The following is a 26,301-nucleotide window of genomic DNA, read 5'->3' on the forward strand; positions in this document are numbered from 1 at the left end:
GTGCGGAAAGCTGCCCAATTCCGGGGCGAAATTAAGCCGCGTCCTTCCGCCGCTCCTTGAGTTCGTCGTTGAGCATTTCCGCCAGCAGGAACGCCAGTTCCAGCGACTGCCCCGCGTTCAACCGCGGGTCGCAGTGCGTGTGATAGCGGTCGCCCAAGCTCTGCTCGGTCACGTCGACCGCGCCGCCGGTGCATTCGGTCACGTTCTGCCCGGTCATCTCGGCATGGATGCCGCCCGCGAACGTCCCCTCTGCGCGATGCACCGCGAAGAAGCCGCGGACTTCGGTCAGGATGCGGTCGAAGGGCCGCGTCTTGTAGCCGTTGGCCGACTTGACGACGTTGCCGTGCATCGGGTCGCAGCTCCACACCACCGGGTGCCCCTCGCGCTTTACCGCGCGGACCAGCTTGGGCAGGCCGGCCTCGATCTTGTCGTGGCCGTACCGCGTGATCAGCGTCATCCGCCCGGGCACGCGGCCCGGGTTGAGCGTGTCGAGCAGGCGCAGCAGCAGATCGGGTTCGAGGCTCGGGCCGCACTTGACGCCGATCGGGTTGCCGATGCCGCGCAGGAACTCGACATGCGCGCTGCCGTCGAAGCGCGTGCGGTCGCCGATCCACAGCATGTGCGCCGACGTGTCGTACCAGTCGCCGGTCAGGCTGTCCTCGCGGGTCAGCGCTTGCTCATAGGGGAGCAGCAGCGCCTCGTGGCTGGTGTAGAAGGTGGTCTGCGACAATTGCGGGACGGTGTCGGGACTGATCCCGCACGCCTGCATGAAGTCGAGCGCCTCACCGATGCGGTCGGCAGTTTCCTCGTATTTCTTCGCCCAGGGGCTGGAGCCAAGGAAATCGTGCGTCCAGCGATGGACCTGGTGGAGGTTGGCGTACCCGCCCTGCGCGAACGCGCGGAGCAGGTTGAGCGTCGCGGCGCTCTGGCTGTAGCCCTGCACCATGCGCTGCGGGTCCGGGTTGCGGCCGTCGGGGGTGAAGGCGATGTCGTTGACATTGTCGCCGCGGTAGGCGGGCAGCTCGACGCCGTCGATCGTCTCGGTATCGGCGCTGCGCGGCTTGGCGAACTGGCCCGCCATGCGCCCGACCTTCACCACCGGCAGCTTCGATGCATAGGTCAGCACGACCGCCATCTGGAGGATGACGCGGAACGTGTCGCGGATGTTGTTGGGGTGGAATTCGGCGAAGCTTTCGGCGCAGTCCCCGCCCTGGAGCAGGAACGCCTTGCCTTCCGCGACGCGCGCGAGGTCGGCGGTCAGGTTGCGCGCTTCGCCGGCGAAGACCAGCGGGGGGTAATTGCCGAGCTGCTTCGTCGCCGCGGCGAGCGCTGCGGGGTCGGGATAGGTCGGGAGCTGGCGTGCCTCGTGACTTTTCCAGCTGTTCGGAGCCCAATTGGCGGCCATGGTCGTCGTTTCACCTTTGAGATTAGGTGACGCCCATGGGCGAAAACGCCTTTTTCCGCAACGGCGGCCAAAGATCCGCCGCCCGTCACGTCTACCGTCTAGATTTCTATTTCGGTTTCGCCTTAGGCACCGACTTGGCGCCGGAAGTTCGCGCGTGCAGTAAATGCGCTCCGACCGTCATGCCGATAATTCTTGGTTCGTCGATGGCCGGAGCTTTGGGCGTGGGCTTCGGCTTAGGGGCCGAGGCCCGTTTCTTCACGTTCTGTTGTGCGGCCGCCACGCTCGACGGCGTCATGGAAGCCGCGATCAGTGCGGCGATGGCGGCTCGCGCAAGTAAAGAAAGTCGTCGCATGATTACCTCCGCAGCTATTTTGTCGACGATTTTTACCAACGCAACCAGGGCATATAGCTTTCTTGCCTTGTGTAACATGAACCTTTGCTGGCTTTCAACGAACGCGGAACGGAGCGGAGTGTGGCGTAGCCTTACTCGTTGCGAAGGAGTCCTACTTCTCTCTAGCCAGCCCGGGTAGATATTTACCCGTTTGCCACCCAGTTGCCGTGGAACCCCGGCGGCACACGGTGCGGGATACGGATGCTGGCGACGGGCGCGTTTTCGAAATCCTTTGCGTCGATGATCACCAGATCGGTGGTCTCGTGCGGCAGGTCGACCACCAGCCCGACGAGCCAGCCGTTGCCCTCCGGCGCATCCGCCGCGCGCGGCACGAACACGAACTCGCCCGGATAGTGACCGGTGCCGAAATCGTGCGTCTCTTTCGCGCCGGTTTCGAGATCGTGCTTGTACAGCCGGGTTTCGCTGATCGCGAAGTCGTCGGCTGGCAGCGCCATCGTATACGCGTAGCGGTACGGCATGCCGAAGAAGCGCTCGTCGGGCCGCGGGAATTCCTGCGCGGCGGCGTCGATCGTGCGGCGCTCGACCGTCTTCGAGACCGGATCGATCGTCCAGCGCTCCAGCCCGAGCGAGCGGCCCGACGGCCCGCCGGTCATCTCCGCGAACATCGTGTCGTAGACGCAAGCGTCGAGTACGACCTTGCCGTCGGCGGTGTCGAACGCGTTGGCGACGTGGAAGATGTAGCTCTGCGGGCAATCGACCCAGATTACGTCCTCCGCCCCGCCATTGCGCGGGAGCAGCCCGATGCGCGCCTGGTGCTCGGGATTCCAGCGGTAGGGAAAGCTGTGCCCGCCGATCAGCGCCTTCATCGAGAAGGTGACGGGGAGGTCGAGGATCAGCGCGTAGCGCGTGGTGATCGCGCAATCGTGGATCGACGGACCGTGCTTGACCGGAATCGCGACTTCGCGGGTCACCTTGCCGTCGGGGGCGATGACGACGTGGCGGACCTGATCGGGGTCGGTCGCTTCGTAGCAGATCGCGTGGTGCTCGCCGGTCAGCGGGTCGAGGTGCGGGTGCGCGGTGAAGCTGCCCATCAGCGTGTCGTCGAACGGATTGTAGGTCTGTTCGTCGAGATTGTCCGACAGTTCGACCGGATAGCTCCCCGCCTCGACCAGCGCCCAGGTCCGCCCGGCGATGCCGAGCACGTTGGTGTTGACCGTGTCGAACCCGCCATGGCGCGGGCCGGGCGCGTGCGGCATCCCGGTCTCGGCCTCGACCCGCTTCGATCGGATCCAGCGGTTGCGGTACCACAACGCCTTGCCGTCGCGCAGCGCGATGCCGTGGACCATCCCGTCGCCGGTGAACCAGTGATAGCCCTTCGCCTCGGGCGCGGCGGGGTTGGGACCGATGCGCAGATACCGCCCGTCGAGTTCGGCGGGGATCGTGCCGGTGACGGGCAAATCCTCCAGCGTCAGTTCCGCTTCCATCGGCTTATGAATGCCGGTCAGGAACGGATGATCGGTGTCGGGCATCCGCTTGCGGTTGAATTCGGACAGGACGCCGATCCCCTTGGTGACGGTGCCGCGGATTGCATTTTCGATGACACTGGCCATGACTGGTCTCCGAGTCGAAGTTTATGGCGTCAACATAGAACCTATGGTAACAGTGTCAACATGAAAGAGTCGAAGAGCGCCAAGGCGAGCTATCACCACGGCGATCTGCGCGCGGCGTTGATCGACGCGGGGCTGCGGATGCTCGAGGAACGCGAGGAGGCGGAGCTGTCGCTGCGCGAGATCGCACGCTCGGTCGGAGTCAGCGCGACCGCGGTCTATCGCCACTTCCCCGACAAGGAGGCGTTGCGCGGGGCGCTGGCGCAAGCGGCGTACGACCGGCTCGGCGAGGCACAGCGCGCCGCGGCGGTGGGCATGGACAACGTGCTCGACGAATTTCAGGCGATGGGGCGCACCTATGTCCGTTTCGCGCTCGACCATCCGGCTTTGTTCCGGCTGATGGCGTCGATGCCGCCGCACGGCGATCTGTTCGAATTGTCCGAGGACGAAGACGATGAGGCCGGAAAGCTGCTGCGCGCCTATGCCGCCAAGCTGGCCGGGAAGGGCGCGAGCCCGGCGACGGTCCGGACGATCGCGATGCGATCCTGGGCACTGGTCCACGGGCTCGCGGTGCTGATGATCCAGGGTTACGTCCCGCGCGACGAGGCGCTGATCGACGCGGTGGTCGACACCCGCGCGCTGGGGATGGGCCGGCCTTAGTAACCCGCGTCGAGATCGACGACATTCTCCATCGGCCGCCCGTTCACGAAGGCATCGATGTTGCGCAGGAACAGTGCGGCGGCGCGGGGGAACATCTTGGTTTGGCTGCGGCCTGATAAATGCATCGTGATCATGCAATTGGGCGCGGACCAGAGCGTGTGATCGGCGGGAAGCGGCTCGGGGTGCGTCGGGTCGAGGAAAGCGCCGGCGATTTTCCGGTCGTTGAGCGCGTCGAGCAGCGCGGCTTCATCGATCATGTCGCCGCGCGCGATGTTGATCAGCCACGCGCTCGGTTTCATCGCGGCGAGCTCGGCGGCGCCGATCATTGCTTTGGTCGCGTCGGTCGAGGGCGCCGCCAGGATCACCCAGTCGAATTCGCCGAGCCCGGCTTGCCACGCGTCGGGCGTCAGCGTGCCGTCGCGGCCCGATCGTGTGACGCCGGTCACCGCGACGCCGAACGCCGCCAGCCGGTCGGCGATCAGCTGGCCGATCGCGCCCATCCCGACGATCAGTGCCCTGGTTTCGAACAATTCGACCTTGCCCGGCGAGTCTTTCGGCCACTCATGCCGGTCCTGCGCGCGAACCACTTCGTCGAAGCGCTTGGCGGCGACCAGCACCCCCATCACCGCATATTCTGCGACGGCGAGCGCGTTGATCCCGACGCCGTTGGTCAGCGTCGTCCCGCGCTCCTTGAGCAGCGGCAGCGGGAAAGCGTCGAGGCCCGCGTAGATCGTGGACACCCATTTGAGCTTCTCGCCATGGCCGATCGCCACGGCAGTGAGGCTGGTCGGCTGCATGTCGACCCAGGCGATGTCGGCGTCGGCGATCATCGCATTGGCTTCGTCGGGTGAGGCGAACCACGCCGCTTCGACCCCCGCCGGCAAATGCGGCTCGAGCAACGGGCGCGCGAGCGCGGGGAGGAGCGCCTTCATGCCTGTTGGTAGCGCGCGGCGAATTCGTCGTCGGACATGACCAGGTACCGGATGAAATCGATGAACGCCCAGATGCCGGTCACGACCATGCCGACGATGGTGCACGTCAGCAGCAGCATGACCACGCCCGACCCGATCCGCCCGAGATAGAAACGATGGACCCCGAACACGCCGAGGAAAAAGGCGAGCAACGCCGCCACGATCTTGTTGCGGTCGCTCCGCGGCGCAGGGGGCTTCGCGGTATAGCTGCCGGGCTGGCGATAGATGCGCTTGGCCTGCCGCCCATCGACCTCGAAATCGATCAGCGCGCCGACCGATGGCCCGACGCGATCGGTCCAGTCCTCGGGCCGGAACACGTAACGCGTGCCGTCCTCGCCCGAAATCTGCCCATCGCCGGTCGCCACATCGACCCCAAGCACCTGTCCGCGCATCTCACTCCCCGACTCTGATCAACGCCGTCTTAGTCGCCTCTATTCGCGGTTCAAGCGAGTCACGGCGCGCGGCATACGGCGACGATTGCGGCGGCGGCGTCGAGATCGCCCTGGTCGAGCGCCATTTTCTTCGCCTCGGCGCATTTGCCCTGAAGGATCAGTTGCGACGCCGCGCGCCCGAGAAAGCTGTGTTCGCGCGCGCGCATTTCGCTCCAGGCACCGCCGGTTGCGCTTGGCATGGCCGGCGTGTCGCCCGTTGCGGTGTAGCGCGGCAGGTTGGGGTCGGGCTCGAACGGGAAAGCGGGCTTGCCGTTGGGATCGGCGAATTCGATCCGCGTGACCCCCTTGTCGAACAGCCGCTTGGCGATCTTGCGCACGCACGGGAAGTCGGCGCTGCTGCGCAGGATCAGCCGCACCGGCTTGCCCGCTTTCCATTCGTCCGCGCGGGCATCGAATTGCGCGTCGGTCATCGTCTTGTCGGCGAAGCGCAGATTGCACGTGTCGCGCGTTGCGGTGATGATGATGTCGTCGGCGCTTGGCGCGTTGTCCTGCGGCGGCGTGGTGGCCTGCACGGCCAGCAAGAGAAACAAGCCGATCATAAAGCGGGTCTCCAATCCCATCCGAGCGGGTCGCCGTCCATCACTTCCACGCCGGCGGCGGCGAGTTCGTCGCGGATCGTGTCGGAGCGGGCGAAATCCTTGGCGGCACGCGCCTCGCGACGGTGGGCGAGGCGGGTTTCGATGTCTGTTTCGGTGAGGGTTGCGATCGCGGGGCGGACGCGGAGATCTTCACGACGCAAATCGCTCAGTTCTAGCCCGAGAACTTTGTCCATCTCCATCATCGCTAGAACGCGATGCCCCGCCCACAGCGATTTATCGGCCAACATATCATCAGCGACGGTCAACGCTTTGGCGGTGTTGAGATCATCTGAAATCGCCACATCGAAGGCGCCGATATATGCTTGCGCCTCGGGCGGCATGGTTGTCGCATTAGGCGGATGACCGCCATGCGCAGCGTCGTCCAACTTGTCGAACGCCATCTCTAGCCGTTTCAGTCGCGTGAGGCCGGCAAGCAGGTTGTCTTCCGAAAATTCCAACTCCGACCGGTAATGCGCCTGAAGGCACATCAGCCGGTACGCCAGCGGATGCACCCCCGAATCGATCAGTGTCTGCAACGTACGGAAATCGCCGCTCGACTTCGACATCTTCCCGCCGCGTTCGACCAGGAAATTATTGTGCATCCAGATGCGCGCGCCGGTGTCGGCGCACGCGCAAAACGCCTGATTCTGCGCGATCTCGTTGGGATGGTGGATCTCGCGGTGGTCGATCCCACCTGTGTGGATGTCGAACGGATGGCCGAGATGCTGCAGGCTCATCACCGAGCATTCGAGGTGCCAGCCCGGCGCGCCTTTGCCCCAGGGCGAATCCCATTCCATCTGGCGCTGCTCGCCGGGCGGGGATTTGCGCCAGATCGCGAAATCCTGCGGATGCCGCTTGCCCGACACGGGGTCGATCCGGCTCTCGCCCTCATCGGTCGCCGCGCGGGCGAGGGCACCGTAATTGGGCACCTTCGACGTGTCAAAATACAGGCCGCCCTCGATCTCGTAGCAATCGCCTTCGATCCGCTTCGCGAAGTCGATCATCTGCGGAATGTGGTCGGTCGCCACGGTCCACTCGGCCGGTGGCTCGATGTTCAGGCGGGCGACATCGGCCTTGAACGCTTCCGTATAGTGCGCCGCGATGTCCCAGATCGACCTGGCTTGCGCCGCCGCCGCCTTTTCCATCTTGTCGTCGCCGGCGTCGGCGTCGCTGGTCAGATGGCCGACATCGGTGATGTTGATGATGTGCCTGGTCTTGTAGCCCTTCCAGCGCAGCACGCGGCCGAGCGTGTCGGCGAACAGGAATGCGCGCATGTTGCCGATATGCTGGTAGTTATAGACCGTCGGCCCGCAGGTGTAGACGCGCACCAGCGCCGGATCGATCGGCTCGAACCGTTCGAGGCTGCGCGAGAGGCTGTTATACAGGGTAAGCGGGGCACCGGTCATCGGCGCGGCTTAGCGGTGGCCCGGAACGTCGGCAACTCGCCTCCACCTCTTGCTCTTTGCGCTTCCCGCTGATAGGGGCGCCCGCTTGAACGTCCGGACTTCGGTTCGCGGCGACCAAATCCATTCGATTCGGAGTTGACGGGTTCCATGCAAATCATCGTGCGCGATAACAATGTCGATCAGGCGCTTCGGGCTCTCAAGAAGAAGCTCCAGCGCGAGGGCGTGTATCGCGAGATGAAGCTGCGCCGCCACTACGAGAAGCCCAGCGAGAAGCGCGCCCGCGAGCGTGCCGCCGCGATCCGCCGCGCCCGCAAGATGGACCGCAAGCGGATGGAGCGCGACGGGGTCAAGTAAGACCCGCGCGCGGGGGCTTGCCGCTGACGGCGCCCCCTTCTACCGACTGCGTGTCCCGGCCGCGCATCCAGCGGCCATCTCCGTCGAGGCTGCTTTTCCATGACCGTGACCGCCGTTCCGCTCCAGCCCGTCAAGCGCAGCTACCTGGTGTGGCTGTGGGTCGGCATCGCCATTCTGCTGCTCGGCGCGTTCGTGCTCGCGCGGCAGGGCGACGATTATTGGTCGAAGAGCCAGCGTGGCATGTTCGGTACCGATTCGGACATCAAGACCACCGCGTCGGGGCTGCAGTACAAAATCCTGACCCCGGGCAGCGGCCCGCACCCGACCGATTCTGACGTCGCCCTGATCAATTACGAGGGCAAGCTTCGTTCGGGCGTCACCTTCGACAAGTCGAAGCAGCCGACCCCGCTCCCCGTCGCTCGCTCGGTCCCCGGTTTCTCCGAGGGGCTGAAGCTGATGAGCAAGGGTGCGAAATACCGTTTCTGGCTGCCCGCCAAGCTCGCCTACGGCGCCTCGCCGCCGCCGGGCGCGCCGGTCGGCGACCTGGTGTTCGACGTCGAGCTGATGGAATTCCTGCCGCAAGCGGTGCTCGAACAATATCAGCAACAGATGGGCGGCGCTGGTGGCGCGGGCGGCCCTCCGGGCGGTCCTCCCGGTGGCGCACCGGGTGGCGACGTCGCCCCACCACCGGGGATGTGAATTCGAAAAGGCCGGGGTCGCTCCCGGCCTTTTTCGTAACTCCTCCCCGGCGCGGGGAGGAATGCAGGCCTGCAAGCCTCGCACTTGCGCTAAAGCCTGCGCGGGCGCATCGGCTGGTCAGGAGGTGGCAATGACCGCCGCGACCACAGCAATTCTTCTCGCCCGCATCCAGTTCGGGTTCACCGTCAGTTTCCACTTCATCTTCCCGAGCTTTTCGATCGGGCTGGCGAGCTATCTGATGGTGCTGGAGGGGCTGTGGCTGTTCACGAAGAAGCCGCTCTATCTCGACCTGTTCCGTTTCTGGGTGAAGATCTTCGCGGTGGCGTTTGCGATGGGCGTCGTGTCGGGGATCGTCATGTCGTACCAGTTCGGCACCAATTGGTCGGTGTTTAGCGACAAGGCCGGGCCGGTGATCGGGCCGCTGATGGCGTACGAGGTGCTGACCGCCTTCTTCCTGGAGGCCGGGTTCCTGGGCGTGATGCTGTTCGGGATGAAGCGGGTCGGGCCGGGGCTGCATTTCGCCGCGACGTGCATGGTGGCACTCGGCACGTTCATTTCGGCGTTCTGGATTCTTAGCGCGAACAGCTGGATGCAGACCCCGACCGGGTTCGCGATCAATCCGCAGGGGCAGTTCGTTCTCGCGGGATCGTGGGCGGATGTGATCTTCAACCCGAGCTTTCCGTATCGGCTCGTCCACACAGTGATCGCCGCGTATTTGACCACCGCGCTCGTCGTCGGCGCGTGCGGGGCGTGGCACTTGCTCAAGGATGGCGGCAACGCGCACCATCGCAAGATGTTTTCGATGGCGATGTGGATGGCGGCGCTGGTTGCGCCGGTGCAGATTCTTGCAGGCGACGCGCACGGCCTCAACACGCTCGAGCACCAACCGGCCAAGGTGCTGGCGATGGAGGGCGATTACGACGCGAGCCCGAACGGCGCGCCGCTGGTCCTGTTCGGGCTGCCCAGCAACGCCGACGGCAAGGTGCATTACAAGGTCGAGATTCCCAAAATCGGGTCGCTGATTCTCAAACACGATGCGAACGCCCCGCTGCCGGGCCTCAAGGACTTCCCGCGCGATCAATGGGCGCCGGTGTGGATCGTGTTCTGGTCGTTCCGCATCATGGTCGGGCTCGGCTTCGCGATGCTCGGGCTGGGGCTGTGGAGCCTCGTCGCGCGGTGGCGGAAGAAGCTGTACGACTGGAAGTGGCTGCACCGTGCCGCGATCGTGATGGGACCCGCCGGATTCGTCGCGGTGATCGCGGGGTGGATCACCACCGAGGTTGGGCGTCAGCCATGGACGATCTATGGATTGCTCCGCACCTCCGACTCTGCCTCGCCGCTGGCGGCCCCCGCGGTCGCGACCTCGCTCGCGGCGTTCGCGATCGTCTATTTCGCGGTGTTCGGCGTTGGCGTCTGGTACATCCTCAAGCTGATGCAAAAGGGCGCCGTTGCGCACGAACCGGAGATCGGCGACGGCCCGATCCGGACCGCCGGTACCGTCGGGGGCGGGGCATGACCGCCGATCCGACGCTGGCGCTGATCTGGGCGTTCATCATCGCGCTGGCGGTGTTCATGTATGTCGTGCTCGACGGATTCGACCTGGGCATCGGTATCCTGTTCCCGGCGTTCGGCGTGGGCGAGGAGCGCGATCAGGCGATGAACGCGATCGCGCCGGTGTGGGACGGCAACGAGACGTGGCTGGTGCTCGGCGGCGGCGGATTGATGGCGGCTTTTCCGCTCGCCTTCGCGATCCTGATGCCGGCGATGTATCCGCCGATCATCGCGATGCTGCTGGGGTTGGTGTTCAGGGGTGTTGCGTTCGAGTTCCGCTGGCGCGACCCGCGGCATCGCGGCTTTTGGGATTTTGCCTTCACCGCCGGGTCGGTGACCGCCGCTTTGGCGCAAGGGATCGTGCTCGGCGCGCTGCTCCAAGGGGTGAAGGTGACGGGGCGCGGCTATGGTGGCGGCTGGCTCGACTGGCTGACGCCGTTCTCGCTGCTCACCGGGGTCGGCGTCGTCGCGGGTTATGCCTTGCTCGGCGCGTGCTGGCTGATCTTCAAGGCGGACGGCGGCACGCAACGCCACGCCTTCCGTCTCGCGCGAATCGCCGGGATCGCGAGCGCGCTGGCGGTGACCGCGGTCAGCGCGGCGACGCCGTTCCTCGACCAGCGTTATTACGAACGCTGGCTGACCTTTCCGAGCATCCTGTTCGCCGGATCGGTTCCTGTGCTGGTCGGGGCGCTGTCGATCGGGTTCTGGTGGGCGTTGCTCCGCAAGAAGGAGTTGCTGCCGTTCGTGCTGACGCTGGGCCTCTATTTGCTGTGCTTCATCGGGCTGGGGATCAGCATGTACCCGGACATCGTCCCGGGATCGGTTTCGATCGTCCAGGCGGCCACCGCGCGCGACAGTCAGGTGTTCATGCTGATCGGGGTCGCGATCATGCTCCCCGTCATCCTCGCCTATACTGCCTGGTCGTACTGGGTATTTCGCGGCAAGGTCGGCGAATCGAGCGGGTATCATTGATGCAGAGCGCCGCGCCACTGTGGAAACGTATTGCCTGGATGGCGGCGATCTGGATCACCAGCGTCGCGGCACTGGGAATCGTCGCGCTGGCGATCCGCCTGGTGCTGCGGATCTGATCGGCTAATCGATCCGCACCGCGCGGCGATCGGCCAGCGTTGCGAGGAACTCGTCGATCGCCGCCCGGCACACCTCGGGCGCCACGTCATATTCTGCGACCAGTACGGCATGCAGGTCATCGCGCGATCGCGGTTGCTCGAGCAATTCCCACACCCGCGCGCCGACCTCGCTGAGCCGGAGATAATTGCCCTGCGCGGCGCTCATCATCACCAGATCGTCGCCGACCCGCGTGCTCAACCAGTCGCCGTCGCGATAAATCGTCTCTACATTCATCGCGCCGTTACCAGCACCGCTGCAACGCCTTTGCAAGGTGGGACGCGGCGGATAGGGTCGGTGCATGCACAATTCTGCCCAACGACGACCTTCGGCGTTTCCCGACCGCGTGCGGCTACCGCTCGTGTTCGACGCCGACCGGTTGCGCGCCGACTTGGCGACGGTCGAGGCATCGACCTGGACCGATCATTTCGTCACGCAGAATTACGAGGGGCAGTGGGACGTCCTGCCGCTGCGCCATGCGGCGGGTGCGACACACCCGGTGATGCAGGCCTATTCGGACCCGACCGCGACCGATTTCGTCGATGCCGATATTGTGTCGCGGACACCCTATTTCCGCGAGGTTCTCGCGGCGTTCGACTGTCCCTTAAAGGCGGTGAGGTTGATGCGACTGACCCCGGGATCGCGGATCAACGAGCACCGCGACCACGATCTTGCCGCCGATTGGGGCGAAGCGCGAATTCACATCCCCGTCACGACCAACCCGGGCGTGACGTTCCTGCTCAACCGGACGCCGCTCGACATGAAGCCGGGAGAGGCATGGTACTTGCGGCTGGCCGACCCGCACGCCGTCACTAACGAGGGGACCGAGGACCGAGTCCATCTGGTGATCGATTGCCTCGCGACCCCGTGGCTGACGGACCAGCTCGCCACGTGAAAAAACGAGTCCCGTTCGCGCTACGCCGGCTGCGCTTTATCCAGCGCAATTTCAACGAACGCCCCCGCGTGCGCGAGATGCTGACCCGGTTGCTGTACGGCAGCGGCGACCGCGACGTGCGGATGTTCGGTCGCGAGGTGCGGATCGATGCGCTGCGCGAATCGGGTTATTATCGCGCGTCGAAGCTGGCCCGCGCGAACAGCCTGTTGCGCGACGAAACACTGGTGTTGCAGCGGGTCAGCATGATGCTGGGGCCGAATACGACGTTCGTCGATATCGGCGCCAATATCGGCATCTTTTCCTGCGTGATCGCCGATGCCGCCCGGCTCTTCGACAATTTCCGCGTCGTCGCTTTCGAAGCCAGCCCGGACACCTATCGGCGGCTGTCGATCAACGCCGAGCGGTTCGGGTTCACCGCGATCAACGCGGCGCTGGCCGCCAGCGACGGCCCGCTCGACTTCGCCGATGGCGCGGTGTCGGGCATCGCCACGGTAAGCGCGAAGGCCGGGGTCGCGCACATCCCGGGCCGCGGGTTCGTCGCGCAGGGGCGCCGGCTCGACGGGTTCGATCTGCCCGGGCGGCTGGTGTTCAAGATCGACGTCGAGGGGATGGAACTGGCGGTGCTCGAAGGCGCGCGCGGACTGTTCGATCACGGCCAGGTGGCGGCGGTCTATCTCGACGAATTCACCGACCGGCCCGCGGTGCTGGCGTTTCTGGCCGGATACGGTTTCGATCTCTATGCGCCGACCCGGCTACCCAAATATCACGACCGCGCCCGCGCGCTGCTCGCGGTCAGGCGCGGTGATACTCGCGGTACCAGTTGACGAACGCGGGCACGCCGACGTCGATCGTCGTGGTCGGCTCGAACCCCAGATCGCGCTGGATCGCGGAGATGTCGGCATAGGTCGCCTGGACGTCGCCCGGCTGCATCGGCTGGTAATCGCGCACCGCCTTCGTCCCGCACGCCTCCTCGATCAGGTCGATCATGTGGCCGAGCTGTTCGCAGCGGTGGTTGCCGATATTGTACACCCGGTGCGGCGATACGCTGCCGCCGGCCTTAACCGACCCATCGTCAGGCGGCGGATTGTCTAAACACGCGACGACGCCGGTGACGATATCGTCGATGTAGGTGAAGTCGCGCTGCATATCGCCGTCGTTGAACACCGGGATCGGGCGGCCTTCCAGGATCGCCTTGGTGAAGATCCACATCGCCATGTCGGGCCGGCCCCACGGGCCATAGACGGTGAAGAAGCGCAGGCCCGTCTGCGGCAGGCGATAGAGATGCGCGTAGGTCTCGCTCATCAACTCGTCGGCTTTTTTGGTCGCGGCGTAGAGCGAGAGCGGATGGTCGACGCGATCTTCGACGCGGAATGGCAGCGTGTCGTTGCCGCCATAAACCGACGAGGACGAGGCGTAGACGAGATGCTCGAGGCTGCGGTGCCGAGCGATCTCCATGATGTTGAGATGCCCGACCAGGTTCGACTGGATGTACGCGCGCGGATTGTCGATCGAGTAACGCACGCCGGCCTGCGCCCCGAGGTGGACGATCCGGTCGAACTCCTTGCCCACCAACGCCGCCTCAAGCGCCTTGTCATCGGCGAAATCGACCTGGATGAATTCGAACCGGTTGGTGTTGAGCCCTTGGATCAATGCGACGCGATCGCGCTTCAGATCGACCGAATAATAATCGTTGAGATTGTCGATCCCCACGACGATGTCGCCGCGCGCCAGCAAGCGGCGGATCACCCAAGAGCCGATGAACCCGGCCGCGCCCGTTACGAGAACCTTCATTCCAATCGCTCCCAGCCAACCATAATCTCACCGTCGCCCCGGCCTTGTGCCGGGGTCCACCGTGCCGCACCCGATGCGGTTGGAGCCTCTTGCTTCATCGCTTGCCGTCTAGTGGACCCCGGCACAAGGCCGGGGTGACGGCTTTTTTGCTAAAGCGTCCAGCGTGTCGGATCGCTGACCTTCGGCACGGCATTCTTTATGTCGGCGAACATGCCGTCTGGCGCGACCAGCCCTGCCAAATCCTCATCCATCGCCAGATATTCACTGTGCGGCACGGCCAACACAACCGTATCGTAGCGGCGGTCGAGTGCATCGGGATCGAGCGCGATTCCGTATTCGTGCATCGCCTCGGCGGGGTCCGCGAGCGGATCGTGTACCGTCACGTCGTGGCCCAGCGCGGCCAGCCGCGCGACCAGGTCGGCGACCTTCGAGTTGCGCAGATCGGGGACGTTCTCCTTGAACGTCAGCCCCATCACCAGCGCGGTCCCGGCCTTGCCGGCGCGCGCGTGGATTTGCTCGGCGACCCAGCCCGCCATGCCGTCATTGGTGCCGCGTCCGGCCAGGATGATGCTCGGGTGATAGCCGAGCTTTTCCGACAAATGGGCGAGGTAGAACGGATCGACGCCGATGCAGTGTCCGCCGACCAGGCCGGGCTGGAAGGGGAGGAAGTTCCACTTGGTGCGCGCCGCATCAAGCACATCCCAGATCGACAGGTCGATGCCTGAAAAGATGTGCGTGATCTCGTTCATGAAGGCGATGTTGATGTCGCGCTGCGCGTTCTCGATCACCTTGGCGGCCTCGGCGGCCTTGATCGAGGCCGCGCGAAACACGCCGCCGCTAGTGACGCCTTCATAGAGCACGGCGACGCGGTCGAGCACGGCCGGCGTCTGCCCCGACACCACCTTGGTGATGCGGTCGATCGTATGCTCGCGGTCGCCGGGATTGATCCGTTCGGGGGAGTAGCCAAGGAAAAAGTCCTTGCCGCAGGTGAGGCCCGACAGCCGCTCGATTTCGGGGCCGCACATATCCTCGGTAACACCGGGATAGACGGTGCTTTCGTAGACGACGATCGGTGCGCGGGCGGCGTCGATCATCCCGGCGACCGTCCGCGTTGCGGCCATCACGATCGACAGGTCGGGGCGGTTGTCGGCATCGACCGGGGTGGGAACGGTGACGATGTAGAAATCGGCCGGCGGGCAATCGGCGGGCTCGCTGGTCAGCTTGAGCGTCGTCTTTTCGAGCGCCGTTGTATCAAGCTCGCCCGTGCGATCATGCCCGTCACGCAATTCGGCGATTCGCCGCGCGTCGATGTCGAGCCCCCAGCAATCGGTCGATTTGGCCAGCGCGGCGGCGAGCGGCAGCCCGACATAGCCCAGCCCGATGACGACGACGGTCGGACGCTCGCTCAAAATCCTTGATTCCCCATAATGCTAGAAGGCGCGCCCTCGTACGAAAGCGCGGCGAATATGCAACCCATCCTCAGGCGGCGGCGCTTTCCGGTTTGGGCAGCGCCCGATCGGCGAACGCGCGGCACCACAGCTCGATCGCCATGAGCGCCAGCAGCGAATAATGCCCGTCGACGCGTCCGGCCTCGGTCGCGGCGCGCAACGCGGCGACCGCGCCCGGATCGAACAATCCGCGCCGCTCGACGGTCGTCGGCGATAGCAAGTCGGCCATCATCGGCTGGAGTCCGGACTTCATCCACGCGCGCAACGGCACGCCGAACCCGGTCTTGGGGCGATAGATGATGTCGCGCGGCAGATGCGGCTCCATCGCCTTGCGCAGCGCCCATTTGGTCTCGCCGCCGCGCAGCTTGAATTCGGTCGGCATCGTTGCGGCGAACGCCATCAGATCGGGGTCGAGAAACGGCACGCGCACCTCGACCCCCGCCGCCATCCCGGTCTTGTCGGTGTAATTGAGGTTATGGTCGATCAGGAAGTAATGCTGTTCGAGCCGCAGCGCACGCTCGATCTGATTGCCCTGCGGGTAGGCGGCGAGCGTGTCGATCATCGGCTGCCGCGCCTCGCCTGCAAGGCTGGGCGAGGCGCCCGCAATCAGCGCGGCGGCATCCTCGAGCCGCAGCCATTCGAAATAGCTGAGCAACCGCGCGTCGCCGTCCTCGCCCATCGGCGACAGCAATTTACGCAACCGCCGAGCGTTTGCCGATTTTCCCGGAACATGGCCGCCGGCCCAACCGAGCATCGACCGGACCGGTGCCGGCAAACGATCGATCCGCGCATCGAGCGCGGCGGCGCGGTGGCGGCGGTAGCCGGTGAACACGTCGTCGCCGCCGCTGCCGCTCAGCAGCACCTTGATCCCGTGGCTGCGCGCGAGCGACGCGATCTTGAGGCTGTTGAGCGCCGCCGGGTCGGCTTGCGGTTCGTCGAGCGTGTAGACCAACGCCTCGAACTCTGTCGCCATGCTCGAATCGACCGCGATTTCGTGGAGATCGACCCCGAGATGCTGCGCCGCGCGGCGCGCATAGGGCAAATCGTCGATCATCTCGTCGTCGTCGCCGCCGCGATAGTCGATCGTGAAACAGGCAAGCTTGTCGGGCGAATGCTCGCGCGCCAGCGCGACGATCGCGCTCGAATCGAGCCCACCCGACAGGAACGCGCCGACCTGGACGTCCGCGACCATCTGACGTTTGACGGCGGTGCGTAAGGCGGCTTCGGTGCCGGCGATCGCTTGCTCGACCGACATCGCCGCGTCGGGCACGTAAGCCGGAATTGTGAAGAATTGCCCAGTCGCCCGGCGGCCATCGGCTTCGATCTTGAGCCAGGTGCCCGGCGCGAGCTTGCGCACGCCTTCGAACATCGTGCGCTCGCCCGGCGAGTAGAGATAACCGAGATAGGCGGCGACGGCGATGCGATCGATCGTGCGGTCGATCCCGGGCACTGCGAGCAGCGCCTTGAGTTCGCTCGCGAAGGCGAGGCCTGTCGGCGTCTCGGCGAGGTAGAGCGGCTTCACCCCCATGCCGTCGCGCGCTAGCCACAGTCGCCGCGCGGTTGAGTCCCAGATTGCCAGCGCGAAAATGCCGTTCAGCCGCGCGAACGCGTCCGGCCCCTGGTCGGCGAACAGTTCGAGGATGACTTCGGTATCCGAATGACCGCGCAATTGCCGCCCGCGCGCGATCAGTTCGGCGCGCAATTCGCGGTAATTGTAGATCTCGCCATTGTACGTGATCGTGTAGCGGCCCGACCCGTCGGCCATCGGCTGGTGGCCGGCGGGCGACAGGTCGATGATCGCCAGCCGCCGGTGCGCGAAGGCGATTCCGGCGTCGCGATCCTCGAACACGCCATGATCGTCGGGCCCACGCCGCGCGAGCAGCGCGCCCATCGCGCCGATCGTGCCGGGGGGAAAACGCCCGACGAGTCCCGCAATCCCGCACATGGCCGCTGCCTTACGGCGCGCGATGCGACCCGTCGAGCGTATCTCGCCAAGCCGGTGCGCACTCGCTAGCGCGGCGTGATGATGTGGCGCCGAATCATCCTGCTGATCGCCGTGCCGTTGCTGGCATCGACCGCGCGCGCCGATTCGACGCAGGACCGGACCGACACGGTCGTTCGCGGCTTGCTCGGGCAGGACGCCGAAGTGGCGACGGTCGGCTATCGGCTGGTGACTGCCAATGCGGCACGGTGCACGGCAGGGTTCGTGGAAAGCGGCCTGACGCTGGGTACGCTGGCGCAATATGACGTGCCGTATCGCGCGGCGGCGGCCCGCGTGCTGGGCATGACCGACCGTCCGACGGTCGAACTGGTCGTTCCCCAATCGGTCGCCGAGCAGGCCGGGATCAAATCCGGCGATGTGTTGATCGCCGCCGATGGACTGCCGTTCGTCTCATCGCCGCCATCCGCCAAGGCCAGCTTCGCGCCGGTTGAGGCCGCGATGGATACGCTCGACAAAGCGCTCGCCGACGCCCGTGCGACGCTGACGATCGACCGGGCTGGGCAACAAATGACGATCGATCTGGTCGGCGCACCCGCCTGCCGATCGCGCTTCCAGATATCGATCGACGAACTCGATGCGTTCGGTACCGATACGATATGGGTCAAACTGTCGTCGCAAATGGTCGATTTCGCGGGGACGCCCGACGCGCTGGCGGCGGTGATGGCGCACGAGCTCGCGCATAATGTGCTCGGACATCGCAAGGCGGGGATCGATGCCCGCGCCCGGCGCGCGCAGGAATTGGCGGCGGACAGGCTCGCGCCCTACCTCATGGCCGCCGCGGGATATGACCAGGCGGCGGCGGTGGCGTTGTGGCGGCGGTTCAAGGCGAAGCATCTGGGCGGCCTGTTCACCAGCCCGACCTATCCGGGCTGGGGCCAGCGCGTGACGGCGATCGCGGCCGAAGTCGCGCGCATCGCCGACCTTCGCGCGCGGGGCGAGCCGATTCTGCCGCCACCCGACTTGCGTCCGCGATGACCTTGTCATGGGTTTATGGACTTGAGCCGACCTACCGGTGTAACGCGACGTTGCGATTAGTCCGCCAGTACAAGCGTATAAAAGGGATTTCACCGGCATGTTGATGAGTCGTGCCATGGCAGCGACGCGACCGCGATCGAGTATTTTTGAATCGTTTCGCGTCGAGGCGTTCGCCGTTGTCGTGCTCGCGGTGCTCGTGCCGCGGGTCGTGTTCGCGCGCCCGGTGATCCTCGACAATCCTAACGCGGCGACGTTGGTGGGCCAAGTCGATAACGTATTTGTCGGCGCGATCTTCGGCGCGATCGTCGGGTTGTTCCTGTTGCGGCGTGTGACTGCTTTCCCGGGATCGCGCGTGTTCAGCTATATCATCCCGACCTATGCGACGTCGTACGGGCTGGTGCTGGTCGCGTTATTGTTGCTGCGGCTCGATTACAGCCGCGCCTATCTGACGTCGTCGTTCGTGCTGGCGGCGGCGACGTCCTACGGCATCCATTTCTATCTGGCGCGAACCACCACAAAGCCGTTCTACATCGTACCGTTCGGCAAGACCGCGGCATTGACCGAAATCCCCAATGTGGTCTGGATCCCGCTGACGGAGCCGCGGATTCCGCCGGGGCGTGAAGTGGTGATCGTCGCCGATCTGCGTTTCGACCATGACGATGCGTGGGAGCGGATGCTCGCCGATGCCGCGATCAAGGGGCATCCGATCTATCACACCAAGCAGATTCGCGAATCGCTGACCGGGCGCGTGTCGATCGAGCATTTGTCCGAAAACAGCTTCGGCTCGCTGCTGCCCAATCTCGCCTATCGCAAGATGAAGCGCGGGTTCGACCTGATCCTGACATTGGCGATGCTCCCCGTGCTGATCGTGCCGATGATCCTGGTCGCGATCGCGATCCGGCTCGATTCGCCCGGCCCGGCGTTCTTTCGCCAAGAGCGGATGGGGTATCGCGGTAAGCCGTTTCACGTCTGGAAATTCCGCACGATGACGGTCGATCCGTCGACCGAGGACGGGCGTGACGGCTATATCACGATCGAACAGGACCAGCGGATCACGCGGCTCGGCCGCTTGCTTCGGCGCACGCGGTTCGACGAACTGCCGCAGATGATCAACATCCTCCTCGGCGAAATGAGCTGGATCGGCCCGCGGCCCGAAGCCGTGGCGCTGTCGAGCTGGTACGAACAGGAAATCCCATTTTACTCGTACCGTCATATCGTGCGGCCGGGGATCAGCGGTTGGGCGCAGGTCAATCAAGGGCACGTCGCCGACCTCGCCTCGGTCCATTCGAAGCTCAATTACGATTTCTATTACATCAAGAACTTCTCGGGCTGGCTCGATCTGTTGATACTGCTCAGAACCGTCGGCACCGTCGTCAGCGGGTTCGGCGCGAAGTAAAGTCTTTGGTCATCCCGGCCTTGTGCCGGGATCCGCGTTCCCACGTGCGATATCGCTGGTTGACAGGCAGACCCCGGCACAAGGCCCGGGGTGACGATGGTGGTATTACGCCCGCCAGATTCCGCGCGTGTCGTAGATCGCCTTGCCGGCGCGGGCAGCGTCCGGGACCGCCTTGAACTCATCGTGATCGACCAGCACGACCAGCACGCCACAGTCGGTGAGCGCTTGGTCGACGGTCGCAAAGGTCGCGCCGGTGCCCGCGAAAGCCGGGGGCAGATCCGCGATATGCGGCTCGACAATACGGACCCGGGTACCATATTTCTTCGCCAGTTCGACCGCGATGCCAAGGGCCGGGCTTTCGCGCAGGTCATCGATGTTCGCTTTGAACGCCAGGCCCAGGCACGCGATCGCGGCGTCCGGATTGGCATCGGCCAAAGCGGCGGCGCGCGCGGACGAATATTCCGCCTTGCCGTCATTGACCTCGCGCGCGGTCCGGATCAGCCGGGCATTGGCAGGGTCGCTATCGACGATGAACCACGGATCGACCGCGATGCAGTGGCCGCCGACGCCGGGGCCGGGCTGGAGGATATTGACGCGCGGGTGGCGGTTGGCGAGCCGGATGACTTCCCACACATCTAGGTCGAGCGTGTCGCACACGATCGACAACTCGTTGGCGAAGGCGATGTTAACGTCGCGGAACGAGTTTTCGACCAGCTTGCACATCTCGGCGGTGCGTGCGGTGGTCGTGCCGCATTCGCCCGCGACGAACCCGCGATAGAAGGCGACGGCACGCTCGGCGCACGCGGCGTTCAACCCGCCGATCGAGCGGTCGTTGCTGATTAATTCGTCGAGGATCTTCCCCGGCAGCACGCGTTCCGGGCAATAGGCCACGCAGACGTCGGCGGCATTGTCGCTCCCGTCTGGAAAGGCCAGGTCCGGTCGCGCGTCGCGCAGTACGTCGCGCACCTTTTCGGTCGTGCCGACCGGGCAAGTCGATTCGACGATCACCAAGCTGCCGCGGCGTAACGCCGGCGCGATCGAGCGCGTCGCCTCCAGCACATAGGTGATGTCGGGAGCATGCCCGTCGGTGAACGGCGTCGGCACCGCCAGAATAAAGACGTCGCTCGGTTCGGGCGCCAGCGCGGCGCGCAAAGCGCCGCTTTCGACCATCTCGCGCACCAGCGAATCGAGATTGGCTTCCTCGATATGGATGTTGCCGGCGTTGATCGTGTCGACCACCGTCGGGCGGATATCGACGCCCAGCACGCTCGCCCCGCTGCGCGCGATCACCGCGGCGGTGGGCAAGCCGATATACCCCAGGCCGACAACGCAGACGCTCATGGTCATGTCAGGTGAACGAATCGAGGACGATGCGAGCGATGCGGTCGCTGCTCTTGCCGTCCCCGAACGGGTTGTGGGCGCGGGCCATGGCTTCATACGCCGCCCTATCGTCCAGAAGTCGTGAAGCTTCGGTAACGATGACTTCCTCGTCATTGCCGACGAGCTTGGCAGTGCCCGCCGCGATGCCCTCGGGCCGCTCGGTCGTCTCGCGCAGGACCAGCACGGGCTTGGCGAGGGCAGGGGCTTCCTCCTGAACCCCGCCGCTGTCGGTCATGACGAAATAGCACAGCGACAGCAGCCGGACGAAATTGGGGTAATCGAGCGGGTCGATCATCGCGACATTGTCGAGCCCGCCCAGCACCTCGGCCATCGGCCCGCGAACATTGGGATTCGGGTGGACCGGGAAAATCACCGCGACATCGGAGCGTCGCGCGATTCGGCGGACCGCTTGCGCGACCGATTTGAGCCCATCGCCGAAATTTTCCCGGCGGTGTGTCGTCACGGCAACAATCCGCTTGCCGGCGAACCGCGCCGCGAGCGGTTCCATCGCTGCGGCGAGGGAGGGGTCCGAATCGACCCGCGCGCGCGTCTCGATCAGCGCGTCGATCACGGTGTTGCCGGTGACGTGGATGCGGGTCGCGGGCACGTTTTCGGCGAGCAAGGCGTCGCGCGACGTGTCGGTCGGCGCGAAATGCAAATCGGCGATGGCGCCGACGACCTTGCGGTTCACTTCCTCGGGCCAGGGATGGTAGATATTGCCGCTGCGCAGCCCCGCCTCGACATGCGCCACCGGGATCTTGCGATAATAGGCCGTCAGCGCCCCGACCATCGCCGTGGCAGTGTCGCCCTGCACGATCACGCGGTCGGGTTTGTCGGTGTCCATCACCTTTCCCACCTCGGTCAGCAACCGCGCGGTGAGCGTATCGAGCGACTGGTTGGGCAGCATCAGGTCGAGGTCGTAGTCAGGCGTGATCTCAGCGATTTCAAGCACTTGGTCTAGCATCTCGCGATGCTGCGCGGTCACGCACACGCGCACGTCGGCGGTCGTGCGGCGAAGCGCATGGACCAAGGGAAACAGCTTGATCGCCTCTGGCCGGGTGCCGAAAACCACCAGGATGCGCGGACGAGCGGGGGACGACATGACTGGTCCTTTCCGGGATTGGGCGGCGACAGACAAGCGCTTTGTCGCGGGTAACCGCGTCGGATCGTACAGTGTCACGGTAATTTAACGGTAACGCGGCATTGCCCGGCCGATCGCAAACCTAATCGCGGAAAAAGCAGTTGCTTCGTGCAACAAATACCCCGAAATTGCGTTTGCGATTTTGTTGACCGGTCGCGTGGGGAAAAGGGCAAGTCTAACTGCCGCAATGACCTGCGATATGGTTGACAGTCGGCGCGTTTGTGTGGCAAGCGCGTGGGGAAATTGGAATAGATAACCAAGGGAGTTTGCTAATGGTGCTGTTTAAGTCCGCTATGACCGCGCTCGCGTCAGTGGCGCTCGCGGCGTCGCCGGCGATGGCGCAGGCTGCGCCCGCTAAGGGCACCGTCATGGCCAAGGTCAGCACCGTGCGCGCTGGCGCCGATGCCAAGGACGCCAACCACATTCACGGCACCGGCGCCGTTGTCGCTGTGCTCGCGATCCTCGCGATCATCGGTGGCGTCATTGCCGCTGCCTCGGGCGACTCGAAGCCGAAGAGCCCGTGATTCGCTGATCTGCTGAATTATATAAGGGCGCGCAGTCATTGATTGCGCGCCCTTTTTCTTTGCGCGCAATTCGTCCGCACAGCGACGCCGACGATACGCCCTAGCGCAGTCGCTTCAGTTGCAGGCCATCGACATATAGGCCCGGCGTGTCGAACGTCTCTCCGACACCGGCACCGATCAGCGCCAGCCCTTGCTGATCGCAATCGGCCGGTACGTCGAATTCGATCGCATAGGAAATCAACTTCCCCGGGATCGTCATGATCGGCGCTTTGGCGAGCTCGACCTCATGCCCTTTGGTCATGCAGACCATCGACCAGCGGAACGTGCCCTTGTCGATAGCGTCCTCGGCAAAAGCGCGACCGGCAAAGCGGTAATGGCCTGGTCCGAGCACGAGTTCCTGGTCGGCGAAGACGGTTTCCTTGTCGCCGGCAAATGCCGCGAACAACGCGCTTCCCATTCCGCCGGGCCCGGGGCCACGTTCAGCGTAAACCCCCTCCAGCGGGTGAAGCTTCCAACCGAACGGCGGCGGCGCATCGAGCCCCGCAAAGTCGGCATCGTGGAGCAACGCCGCGCTTTCGCCCTTCGCGCTGGGGGGCAAAAGCGCGACCCATTGCGCGTACAGCTCGCGCACCGGCGTTTTCTGCCCGGCGACGACGAAATACTGGTCGAGCTCTTCCTTGCTCGCCGGCGACCCCAACGCCTTTAGCTGTTTGAGCAGCGCGAACGTCTGCGGCGGGTTGGGGTTCGATTCGCTTAGTTTGTACAGAAAGGTGCCGCGCCAGTCGGGTTTGACGGCGAGGGTCCGCGCCAGCGGATCGATCACGCGCGCATCGTTGGTCAGCGCCACCAGCGCCGGCATGATGATGTCCCAGTTATCGGGCATCTGGCGCAGGACGATGTCGGCCTCGCGCACCGACGCCGCGATCTGTCCGGTGCGAAACCGGTAATCGAGCAACCAGGCGTGCGTGAGATAGTCGCGCAGCGACAGACGCGAAGCGAGCGACAATAGTCGTTCGGCGCCACGCTCGTCATCGTTGGCGGCGGTGATGATGCCGATATCGCGCAAGGCGACCACGTCGTACGGTGATCGTTCGAGTGCGGAGCGGCTGAACGCGGTAAGTCTCGCGGCTTCGTCGCCCAATTGCACGGTCTTCAGCCACTCGTCGGCCCGAGCGCTCATGGCGTCGCTGTTGGTCGGATCGATCTGTAGCGCGATCTCCGCCGTCGCCGGCGTCGCCAGAAAGAACGCGATCCCGGAACGCAGCGTGAAGAACCCGGCGACGATGGCCAGCGCCATGACCGCAATCCGGACCGAGCGGGTTCCGCGGGGGATCGTTACCAACGCCGGCACGGCTCGACCGCCTAGCCGGCCGACCGTTTCAGGAACCCGATCCGCTTGTCGCCATATTCGTAATTATAACCGTAATCGTAGCCGACCTTCTTGGCGTCGAACTTGGTCAGCACCGCACCCAGGATGTTGGCATGGACATCGGCGAGGCGGCGCAGCGAAATCCGCGCGGTGCGGGTATGCGTGTTCTTCGCCGCGACGACGAACATCGTCGCTTCGGCATAGCTCGCGATTAGCGGCGCGTCGGCCAGCCCCAGCACCGGCGGGCCATCGACGACGATGTGATCGAACTGCTCGAGCAAACGCTCGAAGGTTTCCGCCAGCGCGGGTCCTGCCAGCAATTCGGCCGGGTTGGGCGGGATCGGCCCCGAGCTCATCACCATCATCCGGTCGACCGGTCCGGGGCGAATGAAATTGGTCATGTCGGTGGCGCCGGCCAGGATGTTGGTCAGGCCGCCGGCATTGGCGAAGCCGAGCATCTTGTGCACCGATGGGTTGCGCAAATCGGCGTCGATCAGGATCGTCTTGCGGCCCAACGCAGCGAAGTTGCGTGCGACCGCCATCGCAGTGGTCGATTTGCCTTCCGATGGACGCGAACTGGTTACGAACAAGACGCGCGGCGCACCCTTGCTGGTGGTAAGCCGCAACGCCGTCTGAAGCGACAGATAGGCTTCGGCCAGCGGCGTCTTGCTGTCCTCGAGCAAGTCGAGCGACAGTTCCGATTCGGACACGCGCGGTACGCTGCCGAGCAATGGCACGCCCAGCTTACGTTCCAGATCGTGCGGCGCGATGATCGATTCGTCGAGCTGTTCGAGCATGAAGGCAACCGCCGCGCCGATCAGCGCGCCGAGCAACAGCCCGAGCAACAGGTTCATCGTCGTGCGTGGCGTGACCGGTGAGTGCGACGCCAGGGCGCTATCGACCACCGATACGTTGTTGGTGCCGACGCCGCCGGCAATGCCGATCTCCTTATAACGCTGAAGCAACGCGTCGTAGAGCGAGCGGTTGGTATCGGCATCGCGCTGGAGCGTCTGATACTGGACGTTGCGCCCGCGCAGATCGATCACGCTGTTCTTTAGCGTATCGACCTGGCGCTGAAGGTCGCCCTGGCGCTGCGCCGCTGCTTGATAGTTGGTGCGGAGCGAATCGAGTACGACCGAGCCCTGCCGGCTAAGTTGCTTGTCGATTTCGGCGATCTGCTGACGCAACGCGATCATTTGCGGATAATCGGCGCGGAACGTCGCCGACAGCCGCTGATATTCGGCCTGCAATTCGGCGCGCGATGCACGCAACTGGTTGATCGTCGGGTCGCCGAGACTTTCGGTGGCGTTCATCCCGTTGGTACGCGACGCTTGCTGATAGCGGGCCTCGGCCTGGGCGCGATCGATCTTCGCGGTGTTCAGCGCGTCGTTCAGCGCGCGCAGGTCGGTCGAGACGACCGACTGGCCGGCCGACGGATCGGCGTCCTTGCCGGTCGCGCCGCTGTCGTAATTGATGATCCGTTCCTGCGCCGCATACGCGACCAGCGCGCGTTCGGACGCCTCCAGCTTTACTCGCGTATTCTCGATCTGCTGTTGCAGGAAGGTACGAGCATAAGCGGTCGCCTGGAACCGACGATTGAGGTTTGAGGTGATGAAATTCTTGGTCATGGCGTTGACCACCGCCGCCGACAGATCCGGATCGGGACTGTCGAAACTGACCGACACCAGACTCGACCCGCGCAACGGCTCGATCGTGAGATGCGACATCAACTGTCCCGCCGCCGCGAGTTCGCGCTTGCGGCGATCGCCCTTCAGCGCGTCGGCCGGCACGCTGCCGCCGCTATAAGCGTACAGAAAAGTGGGATTGTCCGCGAGCCGCAGCGTTTCCACGGTCTGTTCGGCCAGCGCGCGGCTGCGCAACAGGCCATATTGCGTCTGATAGAATTCCGGCGAAGCGGCCGCGGCCTTTGGCGACCCGTCTTCGGTGTTGACCACCCGCGCGGCTTCACGCGCAACTTCGAGCGACGCGGTGGAGCGGTACAGTTTGACCGTGGTGGCATTGATGAACACCGCGGCGAGCACGCCCGCAGCGATGATCGCCAGCACGATCCACTTCTGGCGGACCAGCACCTGGATGTACTGCGTCAGCGCGCTTTCGGTGTCCTGCTGTTGCAGAAACTGCTCAAGCGCGAGCCGCGATCCTTCGGGGTTCGCGTCGGCGGCGCCGGGATCGAGCGGGAGGTTGATAGTGGCCAAGGGA

General features: G+C 64.9%; 26 protein-coding genes. 11 read left to right on the forward strand and 15 right to left on the reverse strand.

Annotated features, from left to right (window positions below; genetic code table 11):
• Window positions 1-31: 31 nt before the first annotated feature.
• From JWM94_RS10515 to JWM94_RS10525, 3 genes are all read right to left on the reverse strand, one after another.
• The gene (locus tag JWM94_RS10515; protein WP_299426204.1) at window positions 32-1,405 is read right to left on the reverse strand and encodes a class II 3-deoxy-7-phosphoheptulonate synthase; all 1,374 of its coding nucleotides are present in this window, start codon (window positions 1,403-1,405) and stop codon (window positions 32-34) included.
• Between the two features lie 106 nt (window positions 1,406-1,511).
• Window positions 1,512-1,835, reverse strand: a complete 324-nt coding sequence (locus JWM94_RS10520; RefSeq protein ID WP_299426207.1) for a hypothetical protein — start codon at window positions 1,833-1,835, stop codon at window positions 1,512-1,514.
• Between the two features lie 104 nt (window positions 1,836-1,939).
• Window positions 1,940-3,367 carry a carotenoid oxygenase family protein gene (locus tag JWM94_RS10525; protein WP_299426210.1) on the reverse strand — a complete coding sequence of 476 codons (1,428 nt, stop codon included), beginning with the start codon at window positions 3,365-3,367 and terminating at the stop codon, window positions 1,940-1,942.
• Between the two features lie 60 nt (window positions 3,368-3,427).
• Here JWM94_RS10525 and JWM94_RS10530 point away from each other — a divergent pair, with 60 nt between their 5' ends.
• Window positions 3,428-4,024 (forward strand): TetR/AcrR family transcriptional regulator, encoded by a 597-nt coding sequence (locus JWM94_RS10530; RefSeq protein WP_299426215.1) that lies wholly within the window; start codon window positions 3,428-3,430, stop codon window positions 4,022-4,024.
• Here JWM94_RS10530 and JWM94_RS10535 read toward each other — a convergent pair.
• Genes JWM94_RS10535 through cysS form a run of 4 tightly spaced genes read right to left on the reverse strand, consistent with a single transcriptional unit; the run spans window position 4,021 to window position 7,431 of the window.
• Complete coding sequence (locus JWM94_RS10535; RefSeq protein WP_299426218.1) at window positions 4,021-4,956, reverse strand: D-2-hydroxyacid dehydrogenase; 936 nt, start codon at window positions 4,954-4,956, stop codon at window positions 4,021-4,023. The two genes, JWM94_RS10530 and JWM94_RS10535, sit on opposite strands and share 4 nt — an antisense overlap.
• Window positions 4,953-5,387 carry a TM2 domain-containing protein gene (locus JWM94_RS10540; protein WP_299426221.1) on the reverse strand — a complete coding sequence of 145 codons (435 nt, stop codon included), beginning with the start codon at window positions 5,385-5,387 and terminating at the stop codon, window positions 4,953-4,955. Before JWM94_RS10540 ends, JWM94_RS10535 begins: the two co-directional genes overlap by 4 nt.
• A gap of 59 nt (window positions 5,388-5,446) precedes the next feature.
• Window positions 5,447-5,986 carry a hypothetical protein gene (locus JWM94_RS10545; protein ID WP_299426224.1) on the reverse strand — a complete coding sequence of 180 codons (540 nt, stop codon included), beginning with the start codon at window positions 5,984-5,986 and terminating at the stop codon, window positions 5,447-5,449.
• Entirely contained in the window at window positions 5,983-7,431 is a 1,449-nt protein-coding gene (cysS, locus tag JWM94_RS10550) for a cysteine--tRNA ligase (protein WP_299426227.1), read from the reverse strand. The genes JWM94_RS10545 and cysS overlap by 4 nt, the downstream gene beginning before the upstream one ends.
• A gap of 147 nt (window positions 7,432-7,578) precedes the next feature.
• Between cysS and rpsU the strand changes: the two genes are divergently transcribed.
• The 5 genes from rpsU (at window position 7,579) to JWM94_RS10575 (ending at window position 11,123) form a co-directional block, all read left to right on the forward strand.
• The gene (rpsU, locus tag JWM94_RS10555; RefSeq protein ID WP_299426230.1) at window positions 7,579-7,785 is read left to right on the forward strand and encodes a 30S ribosomal protein S21; all 207 of its coding nucleotides are present in this window, start codon (window positions 7,579-7,581) and stop codon (window positions 7,783-7,785) included.
• 99 nt (window positions 7,786-7,884) lie between these two features.
• Window positions 7,885-8,484: an FKBP-type peptidyl-prolyl cis-trans isomerase gene (locus JWM94_RS10560; protein ID WP_299426233.1), complete on the forward strand. Its 600-nt coding sequence runs from the start codon at window positions 7,885-7,887 to the stop codon at window positions 8,482-8,484.
• Window positions 8,485-8,614: 130 nt separating this feature from the next.
• Window positions 8,615-10,000 carry a cytochrome ubiquinol oxidase subunit I gene (locus JWM94_RS10565; protein ID WP_299426235.1) on the forward strand — a complete coding sequence of 462 codons (1,386 nt, stop codon included), beginning with the start codon at window positions 8,615-8,617 and terminating at the stop codon, window positions 9,998-10,000.
• A complete protein-coding gene (cydB, locus tag JWM94_RS10570; RefSeq protein WP_299426238.1) occupies window positions 9,997-11,007 on the forward strand; it encodes a cytochrome d ubiquinol oxidase subunit II in 1,011 nt (336 codons plus the stop codon). The genes JWM94_RS10565 and cydB overlap by 4 nt, the downstream gene beginning before the upstream one ends.
• The gene (locus tag JWM94_RS10575; RefSeq protein ID WP_299426241.1) at window positions 11,007-11,123 is read left to right on the forward strand and encodes a DUF2474 family protein; all 117 of its coding nucleotides are present in this window, start codon (window positions 11,007-11,009) and stop codon (window positions 11,121-11,123) included. The genes cydB and JWM94_RS10575 overlap by 1 nt, the downstream gene beginning before the upstream one ends.
• 4 nt (window positions 11,124-11,127) lie before the next feature.
• Here the strand turns inward: JWM94_RS10575 and JWM94_RS10580 are convergent, their stop codons facing one another.
• On the reverse strand, window positions 11,128-11,397 hold the full coding sequence (locus JWM94_RS10580) for a PqqD family peptide modification chaperone (protein ID WP_299426244.1): 270 nt from the start codon (window positions 11,395-11,397) through the stop codon (window positions 11,128-11,130).
• 64 nt (window positions 11,398-11,461) lie between these two features.
• Here JWM94_RS10580 and JWM94_RS10585 point away from each other — a divergent pair, with 64 nt between their 5' ends.
• Window positions 11,462-12,055 carry an aspartyl/asparaginyl beta-hydroxylase domain-containing protein gene (locus JWM94_RS10585; protein WP_299426247.1) on the forward strand — a complete coding sequence of 198 codons (594 nt, stop codon included), beginning with the start codon at window positions 11,462-11,464 and terminating at the stop codon, window positions 12,053-12,055.
• Entirely contained in the window at window positions 12,052-12,879 is an 828-nt protein-coding gene (locus tag JWM94_RS10590; protein WP_299426250.1) for an FkbM family methyltransferase, read from the forward strand. Before JWM94_RS10585 ends, JWM94_RS10590 begins: the two co-directional genes overlap by 4 nt.
• Here JWM94_RS10590 and JWM94_RS10595 read toward each other — a convergent pair.
• The 3 genes from JWM94_RS10595 to asnB form a co-directional block, all read right to left on the reverse strand.
• Complete coding sequence (locus tag JWM94_RS10595; protein WP_299426253.1) at window positions 12,848-13,846, reverse strand: GDP-mannose 4,6-dehydratase; 999 nt, start codon at window positions 13,844-13,846, stop codon at window positions 12,848-12,850. The two genes, JWM94_RS10590 and JWM94_RS10595, sit on opposite strands and share 32 nt — an antisense overlap.
• 149 nt (window positions 13,847-13,995) lie before the next feature.
• Complete coding sequence (locus tag JWM94_RS10600; RefSeq protein WP_367185885.1) at window positions 13,996-15,255, reverse strand: nucleotide sugar dehydrogenase; 1,260 nt, start codon at window positions 15,253-15,255, stop codon at window positions 13,996-13,998.
• A 70-nt stretch (window positions 15,256-15,325) separates the two neighbouring features.
• Window positions 15,326-17,239 (reverse strand): asparagine synthase (glutamine-hydrolyzing), encoded by a 1,914-nt coding sequence (gene asnB, locus JWM94_RS10605; protein ID WP_299426255.1) that lies wholly within the window; start codon window positions 17,237-17,239, stop codon window positions 15,326-15,328.
• 78 nt (window positions 17,240-17,317) lie between these two features.
• On the opposite strand from asnB, the gene JWM94_RS10610 reads away from it, so the two are divergent.
• Window positions 17,318-18,271, forward strand: coding sequence for a M48 family metalloprotease (locus JWM94_RS10610; RefSeq protein WP_299426259.1), 954 nt, complete (start codon window positions 17,318-17,320; stop codon window positions 18,269-18,271).
• 115 nt (window positions 18,272-18,386) lie between these two features.
• Entirely contained in the window at window positions 18,387-19,667 is a 1,281-nt protein-coding gene (locus JWM94_RS10615) for a sugar transferase (protein ID WP_299426262.1), read from the forward strand.
• Window positions 19,668-19,772: 105 nt separating this feature from the next.
• Here the strand turns inward: JWM94_RS10615 and wecC are convergent, their stop codons facing one another.
• Together wecC and wecB are read right to left on the reverse strand one after the other, a co-directional pair.
• Complete coding sequence (wecC, locus tag JWM94_RS10620) at window positions 19,773-21,008, reverse strand: UDP-N-acetyl-D-mannosamine dehydrogenase (protein WP_299426265.1); 1,236 nt, start codon at window positions 21,006-21,008, stop codon at window positions 19,773-19,775.
• Window positions 21,009-21,015: 7 nt separating this feature from the next.
• Window positions 21,016-22,149 carry a non-hydrolyzing UDP-N-acetylglucosamine 2-epimerase gene (gene wecB, locus JWM94_RS10625; protein WP_299426268.1) on the reverse strand — a complete coding sequence of 378 codons (1,134 nt, stop codon included), beginning with the start codon at window positions 22,147-22,149 and terminating at the stop codon, window positions 21,016-21,018.
• 311 nt (window positions 22,150-22,460) lie between these two features.
• On the opposite strand from wecB, the gene JWM94_RS10630 reads away from it, so the two are divergent.
• Window positions 22,461-22,712, forward strand: a complete 252-nt coding sequence (locus JWM94_RS10630; RefSeq protein ID WP_299426270.1) for a hypothetical protein — start codon at window positions 22,461-22,463, stop codon at window positions 22,710-22,712.
• A gap of 100 nt (window positions 22,713-22,812) precedes the next feature.
• On the opposite strand, the gene JWM94_RS10635 is transcribed toward JWM94_RS10630, so the two are convergent.
• Window positions 22,813-24,009 (reverse strand): hypothetical protein, encoded by a 1,197-nt coding sequence (locus tag JWM94_RS10635; RefSeq protein WP_299426273.1) that lies wholly within the window; start codon window positions 24,007-24,009, stop codon window positions 22,813-22,815.
• Window positions 24,010-24,074: 65 nt separating this feature from the next.
• The gene (locus JWM94_RS10640) at window positions 24,075-26,297 is read right to left on the reverse strand and encodes a polysaccharide biosynthesis tyrosine autokinase (protein ID WP_299426276.1); all 2,223 of its coding nucleotides are present in this window, start codon (window positions 26,295-26,297) and stop codon (window positions 24,075-24,077) included.
• Between the last annotated feature and the right edge of the window lie 4 nt (window positions 26,298-26,301).

The sequence above is a fragment of the Sphingomonas bacterium genome, from assembly GCF_028289855.1.
In the GTDB taxonomy this organism is placed as follows: Bacteria; Pseudomonadota; Alphaproteobacteria; order Sphingomonadales; family Sphingomonadaceae; genus Sphingomonas.

What these genes read in the sequence shown, in the direction of transcription:
- JWM94_RS10515 (WP_299426204.1), bottom strand. Translation starts at nt 1,405, where the DNA reads ATGGCCGCCAATTGGGCTCCGAACAGCTGGAAAAGTCACGAGGCACGC.
- JWM94_RS10520 (WP_299426207.1), bottom strand. Translation starts at nt 1,835, where the DNA reads ATGTTACACAAGGCAAGAAAGCTATATGCCCTGGTTGCGTTGGTAAAA.
- JWM94_RS10525 (WP_299426210.1), bottom strand. Translation starts at nt 3,367, where the DNA reads ATGGCCAGTGTCATCGAAAATGCAATCCGCGGCACCGTCACCAAGGGG.
- JWM94_RS10530 (WP_299426215.1), top strand. Translation starts at nt 3,428, where the DNA reads ATGAAAGAGTCGAAGAGCGCCAAGGCGAGCTATCACCACGGCGATCTG.
- JWM94_RS10535 (WP_299426218.1), bottom strand. Translation starts at nt 4,956, where the DNA reads ATGAAGGCGCTCCTCCCCGCGCTCGCGCGCCCGTTGCTCGAGCCGCAT.
- JWM94_RS10540 (WP_299426221.1), bottom strand. Translation starts at nt 5,387, where the DNA reads ATGCGCGGACAGGTGCTTGGGGTCGATGTGGCGACCGGCGATGGGCAG.
- JWM94_RS10545 (WP_299426224.1), bottom strand. Translation starts at nt 5,986, where the DNA reads ATGATCGGCTTGTTTCTCTTGCTGGCCGTGCAGGCCACCACGCCGCCG.
- cysS (WP_299426227.1), bottom strand. Translation starts at nt 7,431, where the DNA reads ATGACCGGTGCCCCGCTTACCCTGTATAACAGCCTCTCGCGCAGCCTC.
- rpsU (WP_299426230.1), top strand. Translation starts at nt 7,579, where the DNA reads ATGCAAATCATCGTGCGCGATAACAATGTCGATCAGGCGCTTCGGGCT.
- JWM94_RS10560 (WP_299426233.1), top strand. Translation starts at nt 7,885, where the DNA reads ATGACCGTGACCGCCGTTCCGCTCCAGCCCGTCAAGCGCAGCTACCTG.
- JWM94_RS10565 (WP_299426235.1), top strand. Translation starts at nt 8,615, where the DNA reads ATGACCGCCGCGACCACAGCAATTCTTCTCGCCCGCATCCAGTTCGGG.
- cydB (WP_299426238.1), top strand. Translation starts at nt 9,997, where the DNA reads ATGACCGCCGATCCGACGCTGGCGCTGATCTGGGCGTTCATCATCGCG.
- JWM94_RS10575 (WP_299426241.1), top strand. Translation starts at nt 11,007, where the DNA reads ATGCAGAGCGCCGCGCCACTGTGGAAACGTATTGCCTGGATGGCGGCG.
- JWM94_RS10580 (WP_299426244.1), bottom strand. Translation starts at nt 11,397, where the DNA reads ATGAATGTAGAGACGATTTATCGCGACGGCGACTGGTTGAGCACGCGG.
- JWM94_RS10585 (WP_299426247.1), top strand. Translation starts at nt 11,462, where the DNA reads ATGCACAATTCTGCCCAACGACGACCTTCGGCGTTTCCCGACCGCGTG.
- JWM94_RS10595 (WP_299426253.1), bottom strand. Translation starts at nt 13,846, where the DNA reads ATGAAGGTTCTCGTAACGGGCGCGGCCGGGTTCATCGGCTCTTGGGTG.
- asnB (WP_299426255.1), bottom strand. Translation starts at nt 17,239, where the DNA reads ATGTGCGGGATTGCGGGACTCGTCGGGCGTTTTCCCCCCGGCACGATC.
- JWM94_RS10610 (WP_299426259.1), top strand. Translation starts at nt 17,318, where the DNA reads ATGATGTGGCGCCGAATCATCCTGCTGATCGCCGTGCCGTTGCTGGCA.
- JWM94_RS10615 (WP_299426262.1), top strand. Translation starts at nt 18,387, where the DNA reads ATGGCAGCGACGCGACCGCGATCGAGTATTTTTGAATCGTTTCGCGTC.
- wecC (WP_299426265.1), bottom strand. Translation starts at nt 21,008, where the DNA reads ATGAGCGTCTGCGTTGTCGGCCTGGGGTATATCGGCTTGCCCACCGCC.
- wecB (WP_299426268.1), bottom strand. Translation starts at nt 22,149, where the DNA reads ATGTCGTCCCCCGCTCGTCCGCGCATCCTGGTGGTTTTCGGCACCCGG.
- JWM94_RS10630 (WP_299426270.1), top strand. Translation starts at nt 22,461, where the DNA reads ATGGTGCTGTTTAAGTCCGCTATGACCGCGCTCGCGTCAGTGGCGCTC.
- JWM94_RS10635 (WP_299426273.1), bottom strand. Translation starts at nt 24,009, where the DNA reads ATGGCGCTGGCCATCGTCGCCGGGTTCTTCACGCTGCGTTCCGGGATC.